We start from the raw sequence: 23,435 nt of genomic DNA, 5'->3' as shown, positions 1-23,435 counted from the left end.
CCTCCTTTTTATAATCAATAAGTTTTTCTTATCTCCCATTCTAATAAATTCTTCGTTTCTGGTTCAAGCCCTAATCTAGTTTAAATTATGTATGCGCTTTCTTTGTTGCTCTGCCAATATAATAAAAATAGGCCGTAAAGCCTACTTATTCAATGAGCGTATATGCTTATTCAATTCCTTTAAAACCACTCTTCTTGTAAAAATCCCTTCAAACACTTGCTCATCATTTTCAACACAGACAAAACCGTTATTAATGACCATGCCAAATCCTTTCATAATCGGATCATTTATATGAAGGCGCGGAATATCGGTCAGCATGACTTCCTGAACAGTAATTTGGTCAAGCTTTTCAAACTCAATTCGTTCAAGCCCGAAAATGCTGTTCATGATCATATTTGTGCCGATCAAACCATGTAAACGATAGGAAGGATCAAGAACCGGGATGGCTGTGTAACCGGTTTTTGTCAGCACCAATAATGCGTGCTCAAGGTTGTTGCCGACTTGAACGTGCGCTACTTTGTCCGCCTCAATCATAAATTGTCCGACTGTTGCCTCAAGAAGCTGGTCTGATTGTAAGCTTATCATGTTTTCGACCCCTTTTCATTTTCATCAACATTACATTCCCTATATTACAATAATATAAACTTTATCAGTATTTGTCGAAAAGTTTCCTTTCAATAAAAAAGATACTCTTTGTGTGAGTATCAATTATAGGGTGTTCCATTAATTTTCAAATCGAAATCGGTCGTAAAGCGTTACAAGTTTTTTGTAGGTGGTTCCGTCAACGTTTTTGGTTCCTGTCTCTATATCGTTGATCTCACTGCTTAATAGCTCGATGGCATATTCATGGTTGATCAGGATATTCAGCAGAAGTTTTTGTTCTTCTTCTGTAAATCGTTCACCGATAAGACTCATTCGCAATCAGGCCCCCTGTTTTATACTGAATACCTCTGAAAGCAAGACAACTTACTTTCAGCTCTACCGCTAGAATAAGTAATCAGAAAACAAACGTCAACCGCATAATTCGACATTTCCCTTGGCTTTTCAGCCGGAATTATTTTGTGAAACGATTTGCATAGCTGAAGGCAGTGTATGAATCTGGTTTTATTTTCGCCTCAATCCCCATGGAAGTGATGCGTCCTGTCATTTCTTGAATCAGATCTTTTGTCAGCCCTTTTTTCCCAATATCCAAGTGAACTTCAAAGGTAAGATCCGCCCCCTCACCGGTAAAAGGCAGGAGCAGATCGGTAATATCCATTAAGTGTCCATCAAGAATATGAGCGGCCGTTTCTTGGCTGTACGCCGTTTCTAACGAAATCTTCTCCCGAAGGCTATGTATGGGTCTGTCGACTGTATGATTTTTCAAACAGCCCCAAGCTCCCTTGCCTGTACGATGCAAATGCAATGCGGTAATAAACTTTGTGTAATCGCGGTAGACCTGTGAATCGGTACCGATCGATAACACATAGGAAGAACGGGGATCCTTTCGAACAAAGGCTTTAAGCCGTTCCATTACGTCTTGAAAGGTCATCTGTGCTTCTGAAAGATTATAAAACAGAAAAGAATCAGCCATAACGACACTCCTTTTCAAGGATTTACAACCATGAAACAAGTATGTTCCTTATCGTTTATTTCGATTACTTTTTGCAGAAGCGGAAGCTTGTTCCCCACATTTCAGGAATCTTACTGAAGAAGTTCAAAGATTTCGATGGAAACCATGTCGATATTATCAAACGGATATGTGTTAGGTTTTTCACCTTTTTGGAAAACCGTCAGTTCAAACGTTTGATTTTTTTCGAAATATTTAACACTGCATATTTTCTCACCATTTACTTCGAAATAACGCTGCATTGGCTCGTTAGCCGCTTCCGCCGTTTCTTGCAGACTTTGCAGCCGTGTGATGATACCCATTAATTGTGACATTCTAAAAAAAGACTCCTTTCAAAAAGCAACTTCAAATCAACAAGTATTTATTATAATACAAGTTCTATTGAGCATCATACCATAAAGTCGGACAGGATGGCATTTTCACTGCTGAATTTAAGAAAAGAAAAAAAGTGAAAAAACGATTTTTCTTTAGTTTAAAGCTTTTTTTGAAAGTCATGCACACAATTACGATTTTTTTAATAGGGCTGCAGCATTAAGAAGCCTTTTTGCACTTTCATCAATAACTTCTTTTTAAGATTTCTGGTGAAACTCCACATGCCATACTCCTCAGCAGCCATACTGGATACGAGACCGTAAAACGATTTGTTGCTTCGGAAATATGTAATGGACACCACACCGCATTTGCCGTCTAACAGCACTTGCACCCCGCTGCCGCATTAAACCAGGGGGTTCTGGTGCTGAAAGAACATTTATGTTCCTCCCAGCGTTCAACATTTTCCATTAAAAGGTTTATGGTTTCATTGGATTGTCTTATGCTTTGGCAAATAAAAAAACTTGGCGGGGGTAGCGCCAAGTTTTTTCGGATCTTGATCTGATAGAGGGGTTGGGGAACAGAGAGTAGCTTCTCTCTATAATTAAATGATAATGATTCTCAGTATCAATGTCAAATGTTTTTTGATATTTTTTTCAATTCATAAAAAAAACGGCCTTTCAGCCGCTTAAATCAGTCCATCCTGCTCATATAAATAAGAATAAGGCAAGTCTATAAATAAATACATTTGGTCCTCCATCGGATACGAAAACGTTCTGATCATTTCACCTGTTTCCAAATCACTGTACAAATCACTGAAAAATCCTTTTCTGAGATTTCTCATTCTCATAATGTTCTCCAGAAAATAAGGGCGCCAGCTCCAATTCTTTTCCGCGTATTCCGGCTGGTAAATCCATTCCCCATCTTGTTTAAACACATTTCCCGTCAGCTGATCGCCTTCCTCATCACACATGTAAATTCTAAAGCTGCAATCTGTCAGCTCTTCCGCCAGCTTTTTAATAAAGTCATCATCAGAAGACAGACTGTTTTTTCTCAAAGATGTCACAGCCTGATGGACTCGTTTGTAAAACTGTTCAGAGTGCTCATAGACGGTTTCAAGCTTCTTTTTCTCATGTGTGATAAATTGGTGAAATTCAGTTTTAAGCCTGTGTTTCAATACATCTCTCTCTAGAAACGTTTCAGACGGAGACACCAAGTAATAGCCTTGAAAATAGCGGCCACCGTTTCTCCAAGCGTACTGAAGCTGGAAGTTTGCCTCGATGTCTTCATACAGCAAGGCCGCCCCGATTTTTCTCGCCAATAAAGATATGCTGTGTAGCACATGCTCGTATGACGGTGACGGCTGTGACACTTTCAGCGCCTGCAAATCGATTTTTAACAGATCTGGCGAGAGCAGTGCGATTCTGTCCAAGTTGCTGCTTTCTTTTCCGATGTTATCAACTGCAATTTTTATTCCGTATGTACGATAGTAGGCAAGCATATGGTAGAGCTGCTCAATATCCCCTTCAAAAGTGTGCTCCGTAATTTCAAGCACAAACCGATGGAGTTCGATTCCTTTTGCTTCATATTCTTTTAGAAGCTCCAGAAAGCTTTCGCCATGATCAAGCATCAGCAGATTGGCATCCTGATTCATAAAAATCAGCAGATCAGAATCGGCCTCTAAAAAACGGTCAAGAGCCTGGCGGATAATTCTGTTATCAACCTCTAGTTTATATTCTTCGGGTATCCCCGCGTCTAAAAAGAAGGGTCCGAGGCTTTGAATTTCTGAATCTGCCAAAATACGTCCAAGCACCTCATATCCGACAATTTTCTGTTCCTCAGCACTGAAAATCGCCTGGTAATATGGAAGGACATCATCAATGTTCGTTAAAATATCAAGTGGATCCAACATGTTATCACCTGCTTCTCTATCTTTGTCTGATTATACCACATTGAATCCAAAGATTAGTATTCTTTAAAACGGATAAGGATTCAGCCATTGCCCCCCATCCATTGTGATACAATCCCCGTTTATATAGGATGCTTCGTCAGAAAGTAAAAATGCTGCCAAAGCGGCGATTTCCTCCGGTGTGCCCAGCCGGCCGAGAGGGACGCTGTTCATTGTGCGGGCCTTCGCTTTTTCCGATTCAAAAAGCTTCTCCGCGCCTCCTGTTCGTTCAATCGGGCCGGGGGCGATCGCATTTGTGCGGATTCCATATTGGCTTCCCCACTCAACGGCCAGCGTTCTTGTCAGTGACAATACCCCTGCTTTGGCTGCAGCGGAATGAACGACTCCTGCGCCCGCTCCCCAAGCGTATGTCGCAGCCATATTTAAGATGACGCCCTTCTGCTGCTGCTCGATCCAATGCTTTGCCGCGGCTTGGCTGCAAAAGAATGTGCCGTTTAAAACAATCTCAATAACGGCTTTCCATCCATTAGGCGTCAGTTTTTCTGCCGGGCAAATAAAATTTCCGGCCGCGTTGTTAATCAGCGCATCGAGCCGCCCAAAGGCTTTTATCGTTTCTGAAATCATGTCTGAAGCGGCGGAATCTGAACGGACATCCATTTGAAAACAGGCAACCTGCCCCTCAAAGGTCTCAATTTCTCTTTTTGTTTCCTCAAGTGCTTCCTGGTTCCTCCCTGTCACCATGACGTACCAGCCTGTTTCAGCCTGTTTTTTTGCCATTGCTTTTCCCATGCCGCTTGACCCGCCGGTAATGACAACCGCTTTTTTTCCCATATTTCCCCCTCCTATGAATGAGTATTCATTCAATATTATTCTATCATTATATGCCTGCTTATGTCAGTACATGCTGACATGAGATTTTTTCAAGATACAGATGATATAATAGAAAAACTCTATTAAAGGTTGGTTTGAAATGAAAAAGATGTCCAGAAGGCAATTTCTAAAAGGAACGTTTGGGGCTCTTGCTGCCGGTGCTATAGCGGCCGGCGGCGGATACGGCTATGCCAGATATCTGGAGCCGCATATGATCGAGACAACCGAACACACAATCAAAAGCTCTCTCATTCCGCACGGATTTGACGGGTTTAAAATCGTGCAGTTTAGTGATACACACTTGAGTGATTATTTTACTCTTGAAGATTTTAAAACTGTCATCATGACAATTAATGAATTTACACCTGATCTGATTGTTTTTACCGGTGATATTATCGATGATCCTGATACGTATCAAGACCACCAGGCAGTCATTCCATTATTAAGAAAACTGAATGCTCCCTTTGGCAAGCTTTGTATATACGGCAATCATGATCATGGAGGCTATGGAACTGCCGTTTACAAAAGTCTGATGACGGCCGGCGGTTTTACGGTGTACCGTAATGGCTATCAAACATTGTCGCTCGCAGATGGCAGCGAAATCGAGATTGCTTCGCTTGATGACTTAATGCTCGGAAACCCAGATTATGAAGGCACACTTTCACGGCTAAGCGACAGGCTGTTTTCCATTCTGCTTGTCCATGAGCCTGATGCTGCCTTGAAAACAACAGGGTATCCGGTGAATCTTCAGCTTTCCGGCCATACACACGGCGGCCAGATTCAGCTGCCTTTTTACGGACCGATTATTACGCCTCCGTATGGAAAGGTCTATACAGAAGGAATGTATCAAGCAGGCAGCACTCATATTTACGTAAACCGCGGCCTCGGGATGACCAGACTGCCTTTGCGGTTTCTAGCCAAGCCAGAAATCACAGTCTTTACCTTAAAAAGCAAAAATTAATGTAGCAGGATGGGTTCCTCATCAATACTTATATGTAAAAAAGAAAGGATGAGGAAACTGCTTACGTACCAGGTGAAGCAAGGTGATACACTGAACAGCATCGCGGCTGATTTCAGAATCAGCACGGCTGCATTACTCCAGGCTAATCCGTCACTGCAGGCAGGGATCATTGTGGGACAGCGCATTGTCATAACCGGTCTGCCGGACCCCAATACAATTCCGTATCATATTGCAGTCTCAATCGGAGCGAAGACGCTTACGCTGTTCCAAAATAATCGGGTAATGAAAACCTATCCCATCGCCGTTGGTAAAATACTGACGCAAACGCCCACTGGCGAGTTTTACATTATTAACCGCCAGCGCAATCCCGGCGGCCCATTTGGCGCATATTGGCTAAGCCTTTCAAAGCAGCACTACGGAATACACGGAACGAATAATCCTTCTTCAATTGGCAAGGCTGTTTCTAAAGGCTGCATCCGCATGCATAACAAAGATGTAATAGAACTCGCTTCAATTGTGCCAAACGGAACAAGAGTCACCATTAACCGGTAAAGTTTTCTTATTTGTTTCAAAAACAAGCGGTTTATAATATGATAAAGTGGGACCTTTAGGGTAAGGAGCGTTTTTATGGATATATTTAAAAATCGTAATTTTGTTCGTTTATTTTTCGCAGCACTCGCTTCTCAAATGGGCACGACAGTAGGCAACATGGCATTTGCTTTTTTCTTGCTGGACCGATTCAGCAGCCAGCCTTCATATACGACCTTGGCGGAGCTGATGTATTCTCTTCCAACCATATTTGTATTTCTGATCGTGGGAGTCGTCGCGGACCGGTTTGACAGAAAAAAGGTAGCGGAAAACTGTGATTGGATCAGAGCAGGCCTGACTGTCGTTCTTTTTTTCACTTTATTTACCGGCAATATTCCTCTTGTTTTCTGTATTTTATTTATCAGAAGCGCTGTGACGAAGTTTTTCTTTCCAGCAGAAAACAGTTTGGTACAAGCCATTCTGCCCAAGGAGCACTATGCGAAAGCGGCGGGGCTTAACCAGATGCTTTTTAGTATTTTTATGGTGTTCGGAGTCGGAATAGGCGCTTTCATGTACAACACAATCGGTATTGAAGGCGCCATTATTCTTGATTTTGTCAGCTTTATCATTTCCGGGCTGCTGATCCGCAGCTGCCGGATTCCGAAAGAAGCCCGACAGCCAAACGGTGCATTCAGCTGGAGAAAAGCTTCTGTTAAAGATTCAATAAATGATTTTAGAGAAGGCATTCTCTATATTTTAAAAAACAAACTGCTGGCATCTCTTATTTTCGGTTTCTTTATTTTTGGATTTGTCAATGGAGGATTCGCCGTATTGCCGATGTTTACAATGAAATACGGATTGGCGCCTGACCGTTATGAGTGGCATACATCTGTATTTACGATTGCACTCGGGTTTGGGCTGCTGGCTGGAAGTGTTATCGGCACGGTCATCTCTAAAAAAGTGAAGCCGCACTTTTTAATGTCGATACCGATTTTCGTTGCCGGCTTGCTGATTTTCGTCCTCGGCTACACGAATGTTTTATGGGTGTATTACGCGGCAGCTTTTACCCTGGGAATGTGCATCGGACCGATTAACATTGCAATCGGTGGGTGGATGCCAAAGATTGTTCATCCAAAGCTGATGGGACGTGTAAGCGGCTTGCAGGACCCTTTTATGATGTTTGCACAGTCTTTGACACTCGGCTTAGTTGCGCTGTTATTCCCTAAGTTCGTTTCAAATATTGATTATCTTTATTACGGTATGGCCGTAATCATTCTGCTTGTTTTTATTTTTTATTTTGTTGCACTGCCAAAGTACAGTGCACAGGCTGCGGAAGTGAATGTTCAGGAAGCTTTTCAAGAGCTGCCGAAAAAGAAAGCAAAATCTGTATAATATAGGTTATAAATGCGCTTTTTTTCTCAGAAAAAAGCGCATTTTTACATTCAATATTTGCATTTCAACTTTAAAAAAGTATAATCTAATCATATAGAATTTGATAAGAGCAAAGGAGAGAAATAATGGACGACCATGCATATACGAAAGATCTGCAGCCAACCGTAGAAAATCTTTCAAAAGCAGTTTACACTGTGAACCGCCATGCAAAAACCGCCCCCAACCCTAAATACCTATATCTGCTGAAAAAACGGGCTTTGCAAAAGCTTGTTAAAGAAGGTAAAGGAAAGAAAATAGGGCTTCATTTTTCAAAAAATCCAAGGTTCAGCCAACAGCAATCGGACGTGCTTATCTCAATCGGAGACTACTATTTTCACATGCCTCCAACTAAAGAAGACTTCGAACATCTTCCGCATTTAGGTACACTTAATCAATCGTACCGAAATCCTAAAGCTCAAATGTCTTTAACAAAAGCAAAACACCTATTGCAAGAATACGTCGGCATGAAAGAAAAGCCGCTTGTGCCAAATCGCCAGCAGCCAGCTTATCATAAACCTGTCTTTAAAAAACTTGGCGAGAGTTACTTTTAAAATAAAAACAGCCGTGCCACTTCGGGCACCGGCTGTTTTTTATTTATTCGATGACATACGTATCCACTTTTTTAATCAAATCACTAATCTCTGGCTTGCTGATTTGCTCATCTGCGCCAACGACTTCTCCGCGGTGACGCAAATCATCCGTAATTAATGATGAGAAAATCATAACCGGCACATCTGAGCTTTTCGGATTTTCCTTCAGCAGCTTTGTGAGCCTATGTCCGTCCATCTTTGGCATTTCAATATCAGTGATGATCATATCAATCTGCTCTGATAAATCAGTTTCATTCTCAGCAAGGTTCATAATGTAGTCATATGCCTCTTTTCCGTTCTCAAACGAAGAAATATTGTTGTACCCTGCTTCTTTTAATTCATCCTGTAAGAGGCGCATCAAGAGCGGTGAGTCCTCTACTATGATCAGCTTTTTATCAGTTCTTCTTTCATCGAAGCCCTCGGTATGCATGTTGTATGTATCCACACCTGAGTCTGATTCAATGTCATAAATAATTTTTTCATAGTCAGGCAAAAAGATCATCACTTCTTCGAGCTTAATAATCCCGGTAAGGTGCCGCTCCATTCCTTGATTTAACGATGTCGGCTTTTCAATCGCTTCCCAGGATACTCTGTGAATTTGAGAAACAGAGCCGACATGAAAAACAATTTTCCGTTTATTGAATTCAGTCACGATATATTTCTCGTCTTTTGATCCGTCAGGCTCAACTCCAAAAAATGAGAAGAGGCTGATTACAGGGAGAATTTCTCCTCTCAGCTTAATCATTCCTTCTACATGCTGATGGGAGTGAGGCACTGATGTCACCTCGACCGGCTGAATAATTTCCCTTACCTTCATGACGTTAATTCCGAAAGCATTATCGCCCACGCCAAACTTCACAATTTCTAATTCATTTGTACCAGAATCCAATAAAATTTCGTATTGTTGTAACGACAATTCAATCCCTCGCTATTCGCATTCAGTATTGTACTGTATATATCGGCGTAAATTGTAAAAAGTGAATGGCACGGCTCTTCAAAATCGAATTCTGGGAGAGACAAGCTACGCTTCTTTAAAAAAGAAACTTTTTTCCTAATAACCATTGACTTTCCAACTAACAGTGATAAAATAGTCAAGGATTTTTCCAAAGAAGGGTGTAAATAATGGGTACCTTAGTAATATTTAAAGAAAATGAAATGACTGTTTTAGAAGATATCAGTGAAGAGACTTACCTGCATATGAAGAAAGAATCAGCTGACCTTCAAGAAGAGCATCCCCCGTATATGATTTGGCACGAAGACCTTCATTTTGATTATGGTTATTAATGAAATTGGCACATATAAACAATAATAGAACATGATACAATAAAGACAATCAAATCGCTGGTTGTCTTCTTTTTTTCTGAAAAGAAAGGTATGTTTAGAAAAAAGGCGCATACAATCGAAATATATCGGCTAAAAAGGTGACAAATGATCAGCTAGTGGTAAAATAGGATAAACTCATTATATTTGTTAAGGTGATGAATTATGGAACATTTGCTGAATCCGAAAGCAAGAGAGATTGAAATTTCAGGAATACGCAAATTCTCAAATCTTGTAGCTCAACATGAAGATGTCATTTCACTTACAATCGGCCAGCCTGATTTTTTCACGCCGCATCATGTGAAAGCTGCCGCAAAAAAAGCCATTGATGAAAACGTGACGTCATATACCCCGAACGCCGGCTACCTGGAACTGAGACAAGCTGTGCAGCTTTATATGAAGAAAAAAGCGGATTTCAACTATGATGCTGAATCTGAAATCATCATCACAACAGGCGCAAGCCAAGCCATTGATGCTGCATTCCGGACGATTTTATCTCCCGGTGATGAAGTCATTATGCCAGGCCCGATTTATCCAGGCTATGAACCTATCATCAATTTGTGCGGCGCCAAGCCTGTTATTGTTGATACTACATCTCACGGCTTTAAGCTTACTGCCCGGCTGATTGAAGATGCTCTGACTCCTAACACCAAGTGTGTCGTGCTTCCTTATCCGTCGAATCCGACCGGCGTGACATTATCCGAAGAAGAGCTACAAAGCATCGCCGCTCTTCTAAAAGGCAGAAATGTCTTCGTATTGTCAGACGAAATATACAGCGAATTAACATATGACAGACCGCACCATTCGATTGCAACACATTTGCGGGATCAAACCATTGTCATTAACGGCTTGTCAAAGTCCCACAGCATGACGGGATGGAGAATCGGATTTTTATTCGCTCCAAAAGACATAGCAAAACATATTTTAAAGGTTCATCAATACAATGTGTCGTGTGCGTCCTCCATTTCTCAAAAGGCAGCGCTTGAAGCTGTGACTAACGGATTTGACGACGCCCTGATCATGAGAGAGCAGTACAAAAAACGGCTCGATTATGTGTATGACCGCCTCGTGTCGATGGGACTTGACGTTGTAAAACCGTCTGGCGCGTTTTATATCTTCCCTTCTATTAAATCGTTTGGAATGTCTTCTTTTGATTTTAGTATGGCTCTTTTGGAGGATGCTGGTGTGGCACTCGTGCCGGGCAGCTCGTTCTCAAAGTATGGTGAAGGATATGTGAGGCTGTCTTTCGCATATTCACTGGACACGCTAAGAGAAGGCTTGGATCGTTTAGAATTATTTGTATTAAAAAAGCGGGAATCAATGCAGACGATAAACAACGGCGTTTAAGCCGTTGTTTTATTTTTTTGGAAATGAAATTTTAAACGCTGTGCCTTTTTTTGGATGGCTGTCCACATGGATAACTCCCTGATGATTTTCAATGATATTAAATGTCACCATCAGTCCAAGCCCCGTTCCTTTCTCTTTTGTCGTTAAAAATGGTTCTCCAATGCGGTTCAGCACCTTTTCAGGAATGCCTTCCCCTTCATCTTTTACAGTGACATGGACAGAATGTTCATCCTCAGTTATGTTAATGTCTACTGTTCCCCCGTCAGGCATTGACTCAACTGCATTTTTAATTAAATTAATGAATACCTGCTTTAATTGGTTTTGATCTCCGTTTATATAAATACTGTCTTTTTCATAGCTGGTTCTGATAAAAATGCCATTCAAATTTGCTTGTGTTTCTAACAGGGCTGAGACTTCACCAATTAATTTTTTCAAGTTCAAGTATTCTTTAACGGCATTTTGCTGGGGTTTTGCCAGCATAAGCAGCTCACTGAGTATTAATTCAATGCGGCTGAGTTCAGAAAAGACAATATCAAAGTAATGATCGTTTCCTTCCATTGTCGGTTTCATGAGCTGTAAAAATCCTTTAATCGCTGTCAGCGGATTGCGTATCTCATGTGCGATTCCCGCGGCGAACTGCCCTGCGATCGATAATTTTTCTGATTTCAGCATCAATTCTTCAGTTTGTTTTCTCTCAGAAATGTCCCGAAGAATGACTTGGACGGCCGCTTCACCAAAAAAGGTCGTCGGAATGCAGACCATCTCCGTATAGATGACCCTGTTCTGGAAGGTGAACCAGGATTGCTTGACGATTTCTGATTCTGTTTTTTGCTCGGCGATGTTTTGGATTCTCTCTTTAACATCCTCATGATCACAAGGATGCAGCTGATCGTATATGTTTTTGCCAATTAAATCCTCATACGTAGCCGCTTCAAACAGAGAAATTCCCGACTCATTCATAAATACCCATTTTCCATTATGAATCACCGCAATGGTATCGATTGAGTTTTGAATCAGCAGCTGATATCGTTCACGGCTTTTTTGCAGGATGGTTTGGAATTTTTTCCTTGAAGAGATGTCGATCAGCAGCAGCAGTTCAGCCTGCTGGTTTTTGTAGACGGTCGGGGACGCTTTCACTTCTAAATGAACAGGTGTGCCATCAAGCCTTTTCCACGTCTGTTCGATCATTCCGACTTCCATTCCTTTTTGCATTCGTATAATCCTGTTTTTCACGATATCATGATATTCTTCTTCAATAAATTCATAGGACCATTTCCCAATAATAGCATCCTTGCTTTTGGCTCCCAGCATTGAAAGCATCGCGCTGTTTACATAGACGATCTTGCCTTTGACACTGATGCATAGCGGACTCGGGAGATTTTCAACTAACCGTTCATAATCATCCGTTATATATGTAGTCGATTCCGGGCTTGCAGGTTCGATTTCATGTTTTTCGCAGTTTAGGGACTGATGGCCTGTTTCTTCTTCAAGAATCTTCATTTTCAAAATGATTTCCCGTTCTGTACGCTCAGCTCTTGTCGTAACGATTTCTACCGCAGCCTCCACCCACACAATCGTGTGATCTTTTTTAATAAAACGAAAGGTGCACGGCATCAGATGATGTTCATTATAAAAATAGCTTTCAACTAAAAATTGGTCTTCCTCATGCAGAAACGTTTTGAGGAATGATCCAATCATCTCTCCTTGGAGATAGCCCAAATGCAGTTTAGAGTTGGCAGATATATAAATGATGCGTCCATTAGAAGCCAAGACTGCATGAATATCGGTTTTCGTTTGAAATGGTTTAACATGATGCGTATCCTGTTCCACAGAATCCCTCCTTTGCATGATCATCGTGTTTCAACTTATACAGATTGACTTTTACCTAGTATGATTCGCTAGAAAATGAGTATTCTCCTTCTATTCTTATGGTGAACGTCAATTTTTGAATAAAAGAAAGGGTACACAACCCTTCAGTTGTGCACCCTGCTTTTTTTATTTTTTACTGTGTTTCTTTTCGAGCTCTGCGTAAGCGTGGATAGCTCTTTTGGCAATAATTTTATTGATCTTATCATCATCATCTACTGATGGAACAACAACACTAAAGGCCACTTTTGGATTTTTCGACGGGTAATAGCCGACAAAAGTCAGATTGTATGTTTTTTTCCCCCACCAGTTGCGATTCGTGCCGTAGTAAAATGTTTCCGCTGTTCCCGTTTTCCCTGATACATCTTCTGTAAAAGTATTTTTAGCTGTCCCTGATGTGGTAACTAATTTCATTCCGGTCTTTACCTGTTGTATGTCACTTTCTGTGTTATTAATTTTATTGAGAATGTTTGGTTTTCTTTGTTCAATTGTTTTTCCGAGACCCTCTTTATTGCCGGGCTCATGGATACTTGTAACAATTCTTGGCTGGACACGGTAGCCTCCATTGGCAATTGATGAGATGTACTGCGCCATTTGAAGCGGTGTGTATGTATCGTATTGACCGATTGCCAAGTCTAGTATTAATCCCCCTACAGCATCAGGCGTAGTTTGCATTCCCGCTGATTCCTGCGGCAGATCAATACCTGTCTTTACGCCCAGACCAAATTGGCTGTAGTAATTTCTCATTTTGTTTAAATCTTTCTGATCAGCAGGCAGAGGTCCATGCGGCTTGTATGTTACACCGGCAATATGCATAGCGACATTGAACATATATACGTTTGAACTTTTTTGCAAAGCAGTTAATTCGTTAATGGTTCCCATGTTCATGTAGGATTTCTTTGGTCTATTACCATATCCCGCTAAATAGAGAGGCATATCGACATAATATTTATAATGCGGAATTCCGTCCTGATAGCCGGCAAGTACGGTGGCACCCTTTACTGCTGAACCCATTTCATATTGGGTTGTAAATGCCCCTATCGCATAATCCTGAATTTTGTTTGTTTCTAGATCAATCTTTTTTCCTGCCATCGACAAAATATCGCCGTTATTCGGATCCATCATCACGACAAAGGCTCTGTCAAGCATATAATTTCCGCGTGCGCGGCTATTTCTCACTTCCTCTTCAATGATCTTCTCTACTTCCGCCTGAAGCTCCATGTCAAAAGAAAGCCGAAGATCGTATCCTCTGCTGCCTTTATCAATGGTTTTTTGGCTGACGACATTTCCTTTGTTGTCTTCTACGTATTGTACTTTTTCCTTATGGGAATTTAAGTAGTCTTCATATTGATACTCTAAATAACTTTTCCCCACTCTGTCATTATTCGCATAGCCTCTTGTTAAGTAGAAATCTTTCCGGTCACTCAGCAGCCCCTGATCAGGTGTCGTGACGCCCCCAAAAACGGAATAGAGAGTTTTGTCGTAAGGATATTTTCGTGTCCAATCGTTTACGATATCGATTCCCGGAAGCTCTTCTAAATGCTCAGACACAATTGAAATTTCATCATATGTTAAGTCGTTTTTTGGCCGTTGCGTGGAGCTTTTCTTCTCATCAAGCAGCGTTCCGTTCTTTCCATTGCTGTTGCTTTCATTTGGGTTCATCGCCTTTACGATTTGAGGTTCATAAGCATTTCCGCTTGAAAACCTTGTATATATCGCAGCGATTTCCATTTCTTCATCATCTCGCTGAATAGTTTTCAGCTCTTGATTCGGCACACGCTCAATTTGAAGCTTGTAAGCCTGGGCCCCTTTTAGGTTGCTTTCAGATTTCTTAAGCAGAGCGGCGGCTTTTTTCGGATGAGACGCGATCCAGTAATCACGTAAATCTCTTTCCTTCAAAAATTCGGTATCAATATGGATTAAAGCAGCAAGACGTTTCGCTGTTTTGATTTTGTCTTCTGTTTTTGTGCTCGATGTTGAAACATACACAATTTCAGGCACACTCTGGTTATCGACAGCCACTTTCTGGTTTCTATCGTACATCTTTCCACGCGGCGCGGGATAGTACGCTGTTTTTGCATTTGCTTTTTCAGCGTCTTCTTCATGCTGTTCGCCTTCAACAATTTGAACAACGCCAAGCTTAAAGATTAACGCAGTGAATAGAACAAAGACAGCAAGGAAAAAAAGGTTCATTCTGATCGCCCGGTTTCCTTTGCGCTTTTTCTTTGGTTCACGTCCTATTTCAGTCACTTCTGGTTACCCCTCTCAAATCATTCAATATATTTACATATACTGAGATTAATTGTAACACCTTTGTAACAGTTGTTACAGCAAAAAGGGATAAAAAAAGCTGTCAATATAAAAACACATTAAAATATAACTAACGATTCAAAAAAAAGGAAGCTATGTAACTGTATGATAAACTCATGAAATGCGCTGATTCGCTTCGTCTCAGCGGTTCAGCGCATGTTGGTTACAAAAATGACAATCTCTCTTTGTCAAAGGAAACTGATGGATTCTTTATGACAAAAAAGCTATGTTATGATTTTTTTGTAGAAACAAACAACAACTCTAGGAGGTTACGAACTAATGAAGAAAGCATTTATTTTATCTGCTGCCGCTGCGGTTGGATTTATCACATTCGGAGGCGTACAGCAAGCATCAGCGAAAGAACTCTCCTGCCAGCCTGTGGTGACGGTAAAAACGGGGAACACAGTGCAAAACATGTCACTTAACGATGTAGTGAAAAAGCTGCATATTAAAACAAATATTAAAACATTAAAAGCTGCAAACGAAAAAGATCTTGAGAAGCTTCTTCAAAAATCTGCGAAGCAATCTAACATGAACATTCAGGATGTTCAAAAGACAGAAACGGCAAAACCTGCACAAAAAACTACAGAAAAAGCAGCTGCTGAAAAAAATACTGCTTCAAAAGCACCTGCAACTGAACAAAACACGGCTTCTAAAGCACCTGCAGCCGCTGAAAAAACAAACACAACAACATCTGCGCCTTCATCTGTAAGTGCATATGAGAAAAAAGTTGTTGAGCTTACAAATGCAGAAAGACAAAAACAAGGCTTAAAACCGCTTCAAATTGATGAAACGTTAAGCAAATCTGCACGCGCAAAATCTCAGGATATGAAAGATAAGAACTACTTTGATCACCAAAGCCCAACTTACGGGTCACCGTTTGACATGATGAAATCTTTCGGTATCAGCTACAAAACAGCGGGTGAAAACATTGCTAAAGGTCAAAAGACACCAGAAGAAGTAGTAAAAGCTTGGATGAACAGTGAAGGACACAGAAAAAACATTCTAAACCCTAACTTTACTCACATCGGTGTAGGCTACGTTGAGTCTGGAAGCATCTGGACACAGCAATTCATCGGAAAATAATAAAAAAGATTGCCTGTTTCGTACAGGCAATCTTTTTTTATTTCACCCAAAGCTTGTATATACTCTGTGTTCCGCTGTTTTCTTCACCTTGTGCAGCAAGCTTGTCATATAAAGATTTCGCAAGCGACAAGCCTGGCATTTCTTCTCCCATTAATTCTGCTTCCTCTAGCGCAATTCCCATATCTTTTATAAAATGCTTCACATAAAAACCTGGCTCGAAGTTGCCTTGCAGCATACGGGGAGCAAGATTTGACAGTGACCAGCTTCCGGCTGCGCCCGTCGTGATGCTTTTCAGGACATTTTCAGGCTGCAAGCCAGATTTTTGGGCATATGCCATCGCTTCAGCGACACCGATCATACCGGCTGCAATTGCAATCTGATTACACATCTTGGTATGCTGGCCGCTTCCAGCCGGTCCTTGATACTGAATATTTTCTCCCATTAAAGAGAAAATCGGCAGACAGGCTTCAAATGCTTCTTTTTCTCCTCCGACCATAATGGCGAGTGTTCCGTTTTGCGCACCAATATCTCCGCCGGAAACAGGGGCATCTAAAGCGAACAATGCGTTTTCTTTGGCCGCTTCAGCAATCTTCTTCGCAAGCGAAGGTTTAGATGTCGTCATATCAATGAGATATGCGCCTTCTTTTGCGTTTTCAATAATTCCGCTGCTTCCGAAATACACTTCTTCAACATCACTGGGATAGCCGACCATTGTAATGATAACGTCTGCTTCTTTTGAAAGATCTTTGACCGTTTCTTTCCATACGGCGCCTTTTTGCAGTATGCTATCTGCTTTTTCTTTTGTCCGGGTGTACACCAATACAGGATGGCCGTCGTTGAGAATATGTGATGCCATGCTTTTTCCCATTACTCCAAGACCGATAAAACCAATTGTTTTTTTCAAGGTCATTCCTCCCAGATGTTTCGTTTAGATTTTAGTTAAAATTTATCATTTTTCCTTCATTTTCTAGACTACCATATCTATACATCATATAGTAGACTCTTAAAATAAAAAAATCCCCAAAACATATCATGTTTTGGGGATTTTTTTGGATTACAATGTGAATTTCGTAATTGTGTTCATAAGCTCTTGGCTTGCATGTTTTAACGTGTCTGTTGAGTGTTTGACTTTATCAAGAGTGATCAGCTGTTCATCAGTTGATGCGTTCACTTCCTCTGCTGCGGCAGCTGATTCCTGTGATATAGCTGATATGCTTTGAATCGCTTCAGAAATCGCAAGCTGTTCTTCACTCATTCTTTGAATTTCTTCGTAAATGTGATCTATGCCTTGTACCAGCGATTGCATTTCCGCAGTTATCGTGTTTAATACCTCTCCTGTCTCATGAATGGCACTGTTTTGTTCATCATTCATTCTGCTTGCCTCTACCATTGCATGAGAGGCCTCTTTTGTCTCAAGCTGAATCAGCTTCACAGTCTCGCTGATATGCTTTGTAGAGAGTGCTGATTGCTCGGCAAGCTTCCGCACTTCATCAGCTACAACGGCAAAACCGCGTCCGCTTTCTCCGGCCCTGGCTGCCTCAATGCTGGCGTTTAAGGCAAGCAAGTTGGTTTGATCAGAAATATTTGAAATCGCTGTAACGACTTCTTCAATATTCTTTGTTTGATTTTCCAAATCAAGCAGCATCGTTTCAACCTTTTTTGTTTCCGTGTTGGCTTCGTTTGACTTCATCAGCAGCTGGCCGAGCGCGTCAAGTCCTTTATAGCTTGCATCCTCGGACGATTTTGAGCGCTCTTTCATTCCGCCTGCCTCCTGAGCGATTTGTCTGATTTTCAATGACAGGCTTTCTGATTTTTCGTTAATGGTCTCAACTTCAGAAGCCTGTTCTGATGCCCCAGCGGCTACTTCTTCAATCGCTTTTGCAATTTGTCCGCTTGTTTCATTTGTTTCCGCAGAAACAGCCGTTAATTGCTCAGAGGTATCAGATACTTTCCCTGAAGAAAGTCTCACCTGCTCAACCATTTCCTTCATATTTTCAACCATCTGGTTAAAGTCTCTTGTTAAAATACCGACTTCATCCTTTGATTTTGATTCCGCGTGCACTGTTAAATCGCCTGCGGAAACTGCCTTTGTTTTTGCGATCAGCTGCTGTATCGGCCCGGTTATCGTTTTGGCCAGGAAGTAACTGAGAATTATTGTTATGATGAGCGCAATCAATGAGATCCAAAGATTTGCCCGATTCATTTTATCTGAAATCCACATTAATTTATCGGTATCAAATTGCGTTCCGACTTTCCAGCCCGTTTCACCGATTGTTTGGTACACAACCATTTCCCCATTTTCATCCTGTATCCCTTTTTTCTCAGATGCAATGGCTTTCAATGTTTGGTCCTTTGATATATTTTTTCCTTGGTTTGACGGGTGGGCTAAAAGATTGCCGCTCGCATCAGCTAAAAAGGCAAATCCATTGTAAGGCACTTTTTGCTTATTGACCATGCTCTGGATCGCAGAGAGTTTCAAGTCATAGCTGGCAACCCCGATCACTTTCTGCCCGTCAAGAATCGCTTTCGATGCAGTGACAATCATGTCTCCTGTCACGACATCTTTATAGGGCTCCGTCCAAACGACTTGATCCGGGGTTTCAGCAGCAAGCTTATACCATGGTCTTGATGTCGGATCATAATCATCAGCAAAATCGGCTTTCGGATATGTAAACATTTCTTTTTTGGCGGTGCCTATGTAAGCCATCGCAACATAATCATCGCTATCCTTGATTTGCTTAATGTCATCGTTAAACAGCCGAGAAGCTTCTTTACTTGGTTTTGTTACAAATGTATGAGCTAATTCCCCATTAGCCAATCTTGATAAAGAAATGGCATAACTCTTTAATTGCAATTCAATATTTTGTTCAAGTGACTGCGTCACGTTTTGAGTTGTATTTTTCCCATCCTCTGTAATCATCGGTTTCAGCGTCAAATAAGAAGACAGCATTAAAAGAACAACTGTGACGATTAACATAACCGAAACAAAAACAGCAATCTTCATGTGAAGTTTTTTAAACAAACCAATCCCCTCCTAATTTCTATATCGGCCTTTTCGTTTAAAAAATGAATAATCAAAAAATAAATTATATGAAAACCGGAATATATTTACTGAAAATTCAATCTACTCTATAATGAAAAAGCATAAGGAGGCTGATGATTATCATAAAACAAGTGTATGTACACAACGGCAAAAAATTTGAGCCTTTGACCATCAGAAACTATACTGAGACTGACATACAGGGGCTGATTTCTCTTCAAAGAGAATGTTTCCCCTCTCCGTTTCCTCAAGAATTGCTATGGTCAGAGGAACAGCTTGACAGCCATATCAATACCTTTCCGGAAGGTGCTTTATGCGCGCTGGTCAATGGGAGAATTGTCGGTTCTATGACTGCCCTTATCGTACATTTTGAGCCTGAATCTCCTGAGCATACATGGGCGCAGGCAACTGATAACGGATCTATTAGAAATCATGATCCTCATGGAAATACTTTATATGTAGTGGATATTTCTGTTTCTCCTCATTATCGAAAGCTAGGAATCGGAAAATGGCTGATGAATACGATGTATGAGCTGACTGTTGACAAGCGGCTGGAGCGCCTTCTCGGCGGCGGGCGCATTCCTTTTTATCATCAATACGCACACGAGATCAGCGCTGGTCAATATGTAGAGGATGTAATGGAGGGCAAGAAAAAAGACCCTGTGCTGTCCTTTCTCCTCCATTGCGGCCGTTCACCGATTCGTGTCGTGAGCAATTATTTAGAGGATAAAGAATCATTGAATTTCGGTGTTTTGATGGAATGGAGAAATCCTTTTTATAAAAAAACGAGCTGTTCATCACAACAGCCCGTTTAAGTGAAATATTCGATTTTCGCGTTAGGGAAATAAGTATCAATATAGGATTCAAGCGCTTCTCGAAGAGCGTGCTCTTCATCTTTTTGATAAATATATTTTCCGATCCCGTAACGGCCCCATTTATAACGGCGCTTTTCTTCATCTAATTCGAGCTTCGTCTTCGGATAATTCTTCTCTATAACCCGTTTGGCCGGTTTTGTAAAACGGTGCTGAATTAATTCAAAAGTAATATCATGTCTGACATCCTGCGGCAAAGCAGTATCAAGCTTTTCAAACAAATGTCTGTACCCTTCCTCCCAGCCTTCATGAATATAAATCGGCGCAACGATAAAGCCTAGCGGATACCCTGCTTTTGCAACCTTTACTGCCGCTTCTATCCGCTTATCAAGAGGGGAGGTTCCCGGCTCAAAGTTTTTAATCACATAGTCGGCATTAATACTGAATCTGAATCTCGTTTTCCCGTTATGCTTTGCATCTAATAGGTGATCCACATGATGAAACTTCGTTACAAATCTGAGCTTTCCGAGCTCACTTTGTCCAAAGTGCTCAATGGCGCGCTTCAGCGTGTGTGTCAGATGATCAATTCCAACAATATCTGACGTACATGAGGCTTCGAACCTTGTGAACTCTGGGGCGCGCTCCTTCATATACTTATCCGCCTGGTCTAATATCTCTTCGACGTTTACATAGGTTCTGATATACGGCTTTGACCCCATGGTTGTTTGAAGGTAGCAGTAATGACAATGCCCCATACAGCCTGTTGCAAACGGAATGGCATATTCAGCCGACGGTTTGGAAGAGTCAAACTTTAATGTTTTCCGGACACCGATGACTAAGGTTGACTTCGCGTTGCGATATTGCTGAAGATGATTTTTTCCAGGAATATTACGCACCTGATTGTGGGATGTCGTTTCTCTGATTTCAATGCCCATCTTCTCAAATTTATCTTGTAGCTCTTGGGCCAGCGGATATTCCAGCGCTCTCGGTTCAATATACACAAGCTGCGGAACAAATGGGTTCTGCATAATGCCACATCCTTTTCCTTTACTAACGTTACTTTTCTCATAAAACGAAAAGGATATAAGTTGTAATGATTTCCTTGTTACTCATACGGATCGATATCAAATAGTTCTTTGTAGAGAGATTTAGCTTCTTCATAGCTTGCAAACACAGCATCGTCCTCTGCAAATGGATGATAGGTTTCATAAATAAACAGCGAAAGCTCACCTTCATGGTATGGGTGATGCACGATTTCCGCTTCCTTTATATGGGCAACATTGGCGGCGTGCGGATTTCTGTAGATCACGTACACTGTATCTCCTGCGTTAAATTGGTTTGACATACTATCCCTCCTAGCCATGTTATTGTGCCCTTCTATACCCTTACTTATGAAAAAAAACCAGACAGGCCGGAGGCCGTCTGGTTTTTTTATATTACTTGAATGTTTCTTTTACGAACGCGACAACTTCTTCTGTCGTGCTCATAGATAAGATTTTTTCTTTGAATGATTCAGCTTCTTGTTTAGACAATTTGCTGATTTGTGTTCTTGCCGGAAGGATAGATGTTGCGCTCATTGAGAACTCATCTAAGCCTAAGCCGAGAAGGATCGGAATCGCAATCTCATCTCCTGCCATTTCTCCACACATGCCAACCCATTTTCCTTCTTTGTGTGCCGCTTCAATTACGAGTGTAATTAAGCGAAGGATTGCCGGGTTATATGGCTGATACAGGTAAGATACACGTTCATTCATACGGTCAGCTGCCATCGTGTATTGGATCAAGTCGTTTGTTCCAATACTGAAGAAATCAACTTCTTTAGCAAACTGATCAGCGATGACTGCAGTTGACGGAATTTCAACCATCATACCGACTTCAATATCGTCAGATACAGCCTGTCCCGCTTTTACAAGCTTTTCTTTCTCTTCAAGAAGGATCGCTTTTGCTTCTTTGAATTCGTTAACTGTCGCAATCATAGGGAACATGATTTTCAGGTTTCCGTATGTACTTGCACGAAGCAGCGCGCGAAGCTGTGTTCTGAAGATTTCTTGCTCTTCAAGACAAAGACGAATCGCTCTGTATCCCAAGAACGGGTTCATTTCTTTAGGAAGCTGCAGGTAAGGAAGCTCTTTGTCTCCGCCGATATCAAGTGTCCGCACGACAACGGATTTTCCTTCCATACGTTCAAGAACCGTTTTGTAAGCATCAAATTGCTCATCTTCTGTAGGCAGCTGATCTCTTCCCATGTAAAGGAATTCTGTACGGTAAAGGCCAACTGCTTCTCCGCCGTTTTCAAGAACGCCTTTTACATCATCAGGAGTACCGATGTTAGCTGCAAGCTCTACATGATGGCCGTCTTTTGAGACAGTCGGTTCATTGACAAGCTTCGCCCACTCAGCTTTTTGAGCCAAATAAGCATTATGTTTTTCTTCATACTCTTTTACAGTTTCCGCAGATGGATCGATAATGACATCGCCATTAATACCGTCAACGATAACAGTCACGCCGTTTTGGATCGTGCCTGTAGCCGCTTTCGTTCCAACAACTGCAGGAATCTCAAGAGAACGCGCCATGATGGCAGAGTGAGATGTGCGTCCGCCGATATCAGTTGTGAATCCTTTTACGAACTCACGGTTTAATTGAGCTGTGTCAGACGGTGTTAAGTCTTCAGCTACAATAATAACCTCTTCTGAGATCATGCTTGGGTTTGGAATTTCAACGCCAAGCAGGTGGCCGGTTACACGTTTTGTAACGTCGCGGATATCTGCCGCACGCTCTTTCATATATTCGTTGTCCATTGATTCAAACATGGTAACGAACATGGAAGACGTTTCTTTTAAAGCGAATTCAGCGTTCACTGAATCAGTGCTGATTTTTTCTTTCACAGGGTTCAGAAGCTCAGGGTCACTGAGAACTAAAAGGTGAGCAGAAAAAATATCAGCTTTATCCTGACCCAGTTCTTTCAAAGCGTGCTCTTTGATTTTTTCGAGCTCTTCTTTTGAACGTGCAATCGCTTCATCAAAACGGCTTACTTCCGCTTCAGAATCAGAGATGTTTTTCTTTTCAACCGTTAAATCTGGCTCTTCAAGCCGGTACGCTTTTGCAATCGCGATGCCGGCTGAAGCGCCAATCCCTTTTAACTCTTGCATTACTCGCCGAGTCCTTCGCTTTTCATTGTTTCTTCTAAAGCGTTAAGAGCATCGTTTTCGTCAGCGCCAGTAGCAGAGATAGTGATCTCAGCGCCTTTAGCGATTCCTAGAGACATAACACCCATGATAGATTTAAGGTTAACTGTTTTGCCGTTATATTCTAAATTAACGTCAGCGTCGTATTTGCTAGCAGTTTGTACAAGAACTGTCGCAGGACGAGCGTGGATTCCAGAATCTGCAGTTACTTTAAATGTTTTTTGTGCCATTTTTATCATTCTCCTTTTAACTTAAAGCTATA

24 protein-coding genes are annotated in these 23,435 nt (G+C 41.4%); 8 read left to right on the top strand and 16 right to left on the bottom strand.

The features are described from left to right. Positions 1 to 141 precede the first annotated feature (141 nt). The 7 genes from cbpB to fadH all read right to left on the bottom strand — a co-directional run bounded on the left by cbpB (position 142) and on the right by fadH (position 4,658). Entirely contained in the window at positions 142 to 585 is a 444-nt protein-coding gene (gene cbpB / locus EFK13_RS07860; protein ID WP_024716244.1) for a cyclic-di-AMP-binding protein CbpB, read from the bottom strand. 138 nt (positions 586 to 723) lie between these two features. Beyond that, positions 724 to 921, bottom strand: a complete 198-nt coding sequence (gene abbA / locus EFK13_RS07855) for an AbrB antirepressor AbbA (RefSeq protein ID WP_010886502.1) — start codon at positions 919 to 921, stop codon at positions 724 to 726. Positions 922 to 1,054: 133 nt separating this feature from the next. Beyond that, a complete protein-coding gene (locus EFK13_RS07850; RefSeq protein ID WP_129505864.1) occupies positions 1,055 to 1,573 on the bottom strand; it encodes a ribonuclease H-like YkuK family protein in 519 nt (172 codons plus the stop codon). 110 nt (positions 1,574 to 1,683) lie between these two features. Continuing rightward, positions 1,684 to 1,923, bottom strand: a complete 240-nt coding sequence (locus tag EFK13_RS07845; RefSeq protein WP_003218671.1) for a YkuJ family protein — start codon at positions 1,921 to 1,923, stop codon at positions 1,684 to 1,686. Between the two features lie 200 nt (positions 1,924 to 2,123). After that, the gene (locus EFK13_RS07840) at positions 2,124 to 2,312 is read right to left on the bottom strand and encodes a hypothetical protein (RefSeq protein ID WP_129505865.1); all 189 of its coding nucleotides are present in this window, start codon (positions 2,310 to 2,312) and stop codon (positions 2,124 to 2,126) included. 294 nt (positions 2,313 to 2,606) lie between these two features. Then, positions 2,607 to 3,830 (bottom strand): EAL domain-containing protein, encoded by a 1,224-nt coding sequence (locus EFK13_RS07835; protein ID WP_129505866.1) that lies wholly within the window; start codon positions 3,828 to 3,830, stop codon positions 2,607 to 2,609. 63 nt (positions 3,831 to 3,893) lie between these two features. Further along, positions 3,894 to 4,658, bottom strand: coding sequence for a 2,4-dienoyl-CoA reductase (fadH, locus tag EFK13_RS07830; RefSeq protein ID WP_129505867.1), 765 nt, complete (start codon positions 4,656 to 4,658; stop codon positions 3,894 to 3,896). Positions 4,659 to 4,797: 139 nt separating this feature from the next. Here fadH and EFK13_RS07825 point away from each other — a divergent pair, with 139 nt between their 5' ends. The 4 genes from EFK13_RS07825 to EFK13_RS07810 all read left to right on the top strand — a co-directional run bounded on the left by EFK13_RS07825 (position 4,798) and on the right by EFK13_RS07810 (position 8,168). Next, on the top strand, positions 4,798 to 5,658 hold the full coding sequence (locus tag EFK13_RS07825; protein WP_129505868.1) for a metallophosphoesterase: 861 nt from the start codon (positions 4,798 to 4,800) through the stop codon (positions 5,656 to 5,658). Between the two features lie 57 nt (positions 5,659 to 5,715). After that, positions 5,716 to 6,210, top strand: coding sequence for a L,D-transpeptidase family protein (locus EFK13_RS07820; RefSeq protein WP_129505916.1), 495 nt, complete (start codon positions 5,716 to 5,718; stop codon positions 6,208 to 6,210). Positions 6,211 to 6,285: 75 nt separating this feature from the next. Next, on the top strand, positions 6,286 to 7,578 hold the full coding sequence (locus EFK13_RS07815) for an MFS transporter (protein ID WP_129505869.1): 1,293 nt from the start codon (positions 6,286 to 6,288) through the stop codon (positions 7,576 to 7,578). Positions 7,579 to 7,703: 125 nt separating this feature from the next. Next, positions 7,704 to 8,168, top strand: coding sequence for a YkyB family protein (locus tag EFK13_RS07810; protein WP_003232406.1), 465 nt, complete (start codon positions 7,704 to 7,706; stop codon positions 8,166 to 8,168). A 43-nt stretch (positions 8,169 to 8,211) separates the two neighbouring features. Here EFK13_RS07810 and cheV read toward each other — a convergent pair whose 3' ends face one another. Continuing rightward, positions 8,212 to 9,123 carry a chemotaxis protein CheV gene (gene cheV, locus EFK13_RS07805; protein WP_129505870.1) on the bottom strand — a complete coding sequence of 304 codons (912 nt, stop codon included), beginning with the start codon at positions 9,121 to 9,123 and terminating at the stop codon, positions 8,212 to 8,214. Between the two features lie 206 nt (positions 9,124 to 9,329). Here cheV and EFK13_RS07800 point away from each other — a divergent pair, with 206 nt between their 5' ends. Both EFK13_RS07800 and EFK13_RS07795 read left to right on the top strand, forming a co-directional pair. After that, entirely contained in the window at positions 9,330 to 9,491 is a 162-nt protein-coding gene (locus EFK13_RS07800; RefSeq protein ID WP_003238943.1) for a hypothetical protein, read from the top strand. A 201-nt stretch (positions 9,492 to 9,692) separates the two neighbouring features. Then, positions 9,693 to 10,874, top strand: a complete 1,182-nt coding sequence (locus tag EFK13_RS07795; protein ID WP_129505871.1) for an aminotransferase A — start codon at positions 9,693 to 9,695, stop codon at positions 10,872 to 10,874. A 9-nt stretch (positions 10,875 to 10,883) separates the two neighbouring features. On the opposite strand, the gene kinA is transcribed toward EFK13_RS07795, so the two are convergent. Both kinA and EFK13_RS07785 read right to left on the bottom strand, forming a co-directional pair. Continuing rightward, positions 10,884 to 12,704, bottom strand: a complete 1,821-nt coding sequence (gene kinA, locus EFK13_RS07790; protein ID WP_129505872.1) for a sporulation histidine kinase KinA — start codon at positions 12,702 to 12,704, stop codon at positions 10,884 to 10,886. 165 nt (positions 12,705 to 12,869) lie between these two features. After that, complete coding sequence (locus EFK13_RS07785) at positions 12,870 to 14,990, bottom strand: peptidoglycan D,D-transpeptidase FtsI family protein (RefSeq protein ID WP_129505873.1); 2,121 nt, start codon at positions 14,988 to 14,990, stop codon at positions 12,870 to 12,872. Between the two features lie 339 nt (positions 14,991 to 15,329). On the opposite strand from EFK13_RS07785, the gene EFK13_RS07780 reads away from it, so the two are divergent. Continuing rightward, positions 15,330 to 16,136: a CAP domain-containing protein gene (locus tag EFK13_RS07780; protein ID WP_129505874.1), complete on the top strand. Its 807-nt coding sequence runs from the start codon at positions 15,330 to 15,332 to the stop codon at positions 16,134 to 16,136. A gap of 37 nt (positions 16,137 to 16,173) precedes the next feature. Here EFK13_RS07780 and EFK13_RS07775 read toward each other — a convergent pair whose 3' ends face one another. Beyond that, entirely contained in the window at positions 16,174 to 17,040 is an 867-nt protein-coding gene (locus EFK13_RS07775; protein ID WP_064813042.1) for an NAD(P)-dependent oxidoreductase, read from the bottom strand. A 150-nt stretch (positions 17,041 to 17,190) separates the two neighbouring features. Continuing rightward, on the bottom strand, positions 17,191 to 19,158 hold the full coding sequence (gene mcpC, locus EFK13_RS07770) for a methyl-accepting chemotaxis protein McpC (protein ID WP_129505875.1): 1,968 nt from the start codon (positions 19,156 to 19,158) through the stop codon (positions 17,191 to 17,193). 134 nt (positions 19,159 to 19,292) lie between these two features. Here mcpC and EFK13_RS07765 point away from each other — a divergent pair, with 134 nt between their 5' ends. Continuing rightward, positions 19,293 to 19,991 (top strand): GNAT family N-acetyltransferase, encoded by a 699-nt coding sequence (locus EFK13_RS07765; RefSeq protein WP_129505876.1) that lies wholly within the window; start codon positions 19,293 to 19,295, stop codon positions 19,989 to 19,991. Here the strand turns inward: EFK13_RS07765 and splB are convergent. From splB to EFK13_RS07745, 4 genes are all read right to left on the bottom strand, one after another. Beyond that, entirely contained in the window at positions 19,988 to 21,016 is a 1,029-nt protein-coding gene (splB, locus tag EFK13_RS07760; protein WP_129505877.1) for a spore photoproduct lyase, read from the bottom strand. The genes EFK13_RS07765 and splB overlap by 4 nt on opposite strands. Before the next feature lie 77 nt (positions 21,017 to 21,093). Further along, complete coding sequence (gene splA, locus EFK13_RS07755) at positions 21,094 to 21,333, bottom strand: splAB operon transcriptional regulator SplA (protein ID WP_003218644.1); 240 nt, start codon at positions 21,331 to 21,333, stop codon at positions 21,094 to 21,096. A 91-nt stretch (positions 21,334 to 21,424) separates the two neighbouring features. Further along, complete coding sequence (ptsP, locus tag EFK13_RS07750) at positions 21,425 to 23,137, bottom strand: phosphoenolpyruvate--protein phosphotransferase (protein WP_003218638.1); 1,713 nt, start codon at positions 23,135 to 23,137, stop codon at positions 21,425 to 21,427. Continuing rightward, positions 23,137 to 23,403, bottom strand: coding sequence for a phosphocarrier protein HPr (locus EFK13_RS07745; RefSeq protein ID WP_003218637.1), 267 nt, complete (start codon positions 23,401 to 23,403; stop codon positions 23,137 to 23,139). Before EFK13_RS07745 ends, ptsP begins: the two co-directional genes overlap by 1 nt. Between the last annotated feature and the right edge of the window lie 32 nt (positions 23,404 to 23,435).

The sequence above is a fragment of the Bacillus cabrialesii genome (assembly GCF_004124315.2).
GTDB lineage: Bacteria > Bacillota > Bacilli > Bacillales > Bacillaceae > Bacillus > Bacillus cabrialesii.
This window is presented reverse-complemented; position numbering and strand designations above follow the sequence as displayed.

Excerpts from the sequence above, each read along its gene's own strand:
- EFK13_RS07825 (WP_129505868.1), top strand. The coding sequence starts at position 4,798 with ATGAAAAAGATGTCCAGAAGGCAATTTCTAAAAGGAACGTTTGGGGCT.
- splA (WP_003218644.1), bottom strand. The coding sequence starts at position 21,333 with ATGTCAAACCAATTTAACGCAGGAGATACAGTGTACGTGATCTACAGA.
- fadH (WP_129505867.1), bottom strand. The coding sequence starts at position 4,658 with ATGGGAAAAAAAGCGGTTGTCATTACCGGCGGGTCAAGCGGCATGGGA.
- EFK13_RS07765 (WP_129505876.1), top strand. The coding sequence starts at position 19,293 with ATGATTATCATAAAACAAGTGTATGTACACAACGGCAAAAAATTTGAG.
- EFK13_RS07795 (WP_129505871.1), top strand. The coding sequence starts at position 9,693 with ATGGAACATTTGCTGAATCCGAAAGCAAGAGAGATTGAAATTTCAGGA.
- EFK13_RS07780 (WP_129505874.1), top strand. The coding sequence starts at position 15,330 with ATGAAGAAAGCATTTATTTTATCTGCTGCCGCTGCGGTTGGATTTATC.
- EFK13_RS07810 (WP_003232406.1), top strand. The coding sequence starts at position 7,704 with ATGGACGACCATGCATATACGAAAGATCTGCAGCCAACCGTAGAAAAT.
- EFK13_RS07800 (WP_003238943.1), top strand. The coding sequence starts at position 9,330 with ATGGGTACCTTAGTAATATTTAAAGAAAATGAAATGACTGTTTTAGAA.
- cbpB (WP_024716244.1), bottom strand. The coding sequence starts at position 585 with ATGATAAGCTTACAATCAGACCAGCTTCTTGAGGCAACAGTCGGACAA.
- splB (WP_129505877.1), bottom strand. The coding sequence starts at position 21,016 with ATGCAGAACCCATTTGTTCCGCAGCTTGTGTATATTGAACCGAGAGCG.
- ptsP (WP_003218638.1), bottom strand. The coding sequence starts at position 23,137 with ATGCAAGAGTTAAAAGGGATTGGCGCTTCAGCCGGCATCGCGATTGCA.
- EFK13_RS07835 (WP_129505866.1), bottom strand. The coding sequence starts at position 3,830 with ATGTTGGATCCACTTGATATTTTAACGAACATTGATGATGTCCTTCCA.
- EFK13_RS07850 (WP_129505864.1), bottom strand. The coding sequence starts at position 1,573 with ATGGCTGATTCTTTTCTGTTTTATAATCTTTCAGAAGCACAGATGACC.
- EFK13_RS07745 (WP_003218637.1), bottom strand. The coding sequence starts at position 23,403 with ATGGCACAAAAAACATTTAAAGTAACTGCAGATTCTGGAATCCACGCT.
- EFK13_RS07815 (WP_129505869.1), top strand. The coding sequence starts at position 6,286 with ATGGATATATTTAAAAATCGTAATTTTGTTCGTTTATTTTTCGCAGCA.
- EFK13_RS07845 (WP_003218671.1), bottom strand. The coding sequence starts at position 1,923 with ATGTCACAATTAATGGGTATCATCACACGGCTGCAAAGTCTGCAAGAA.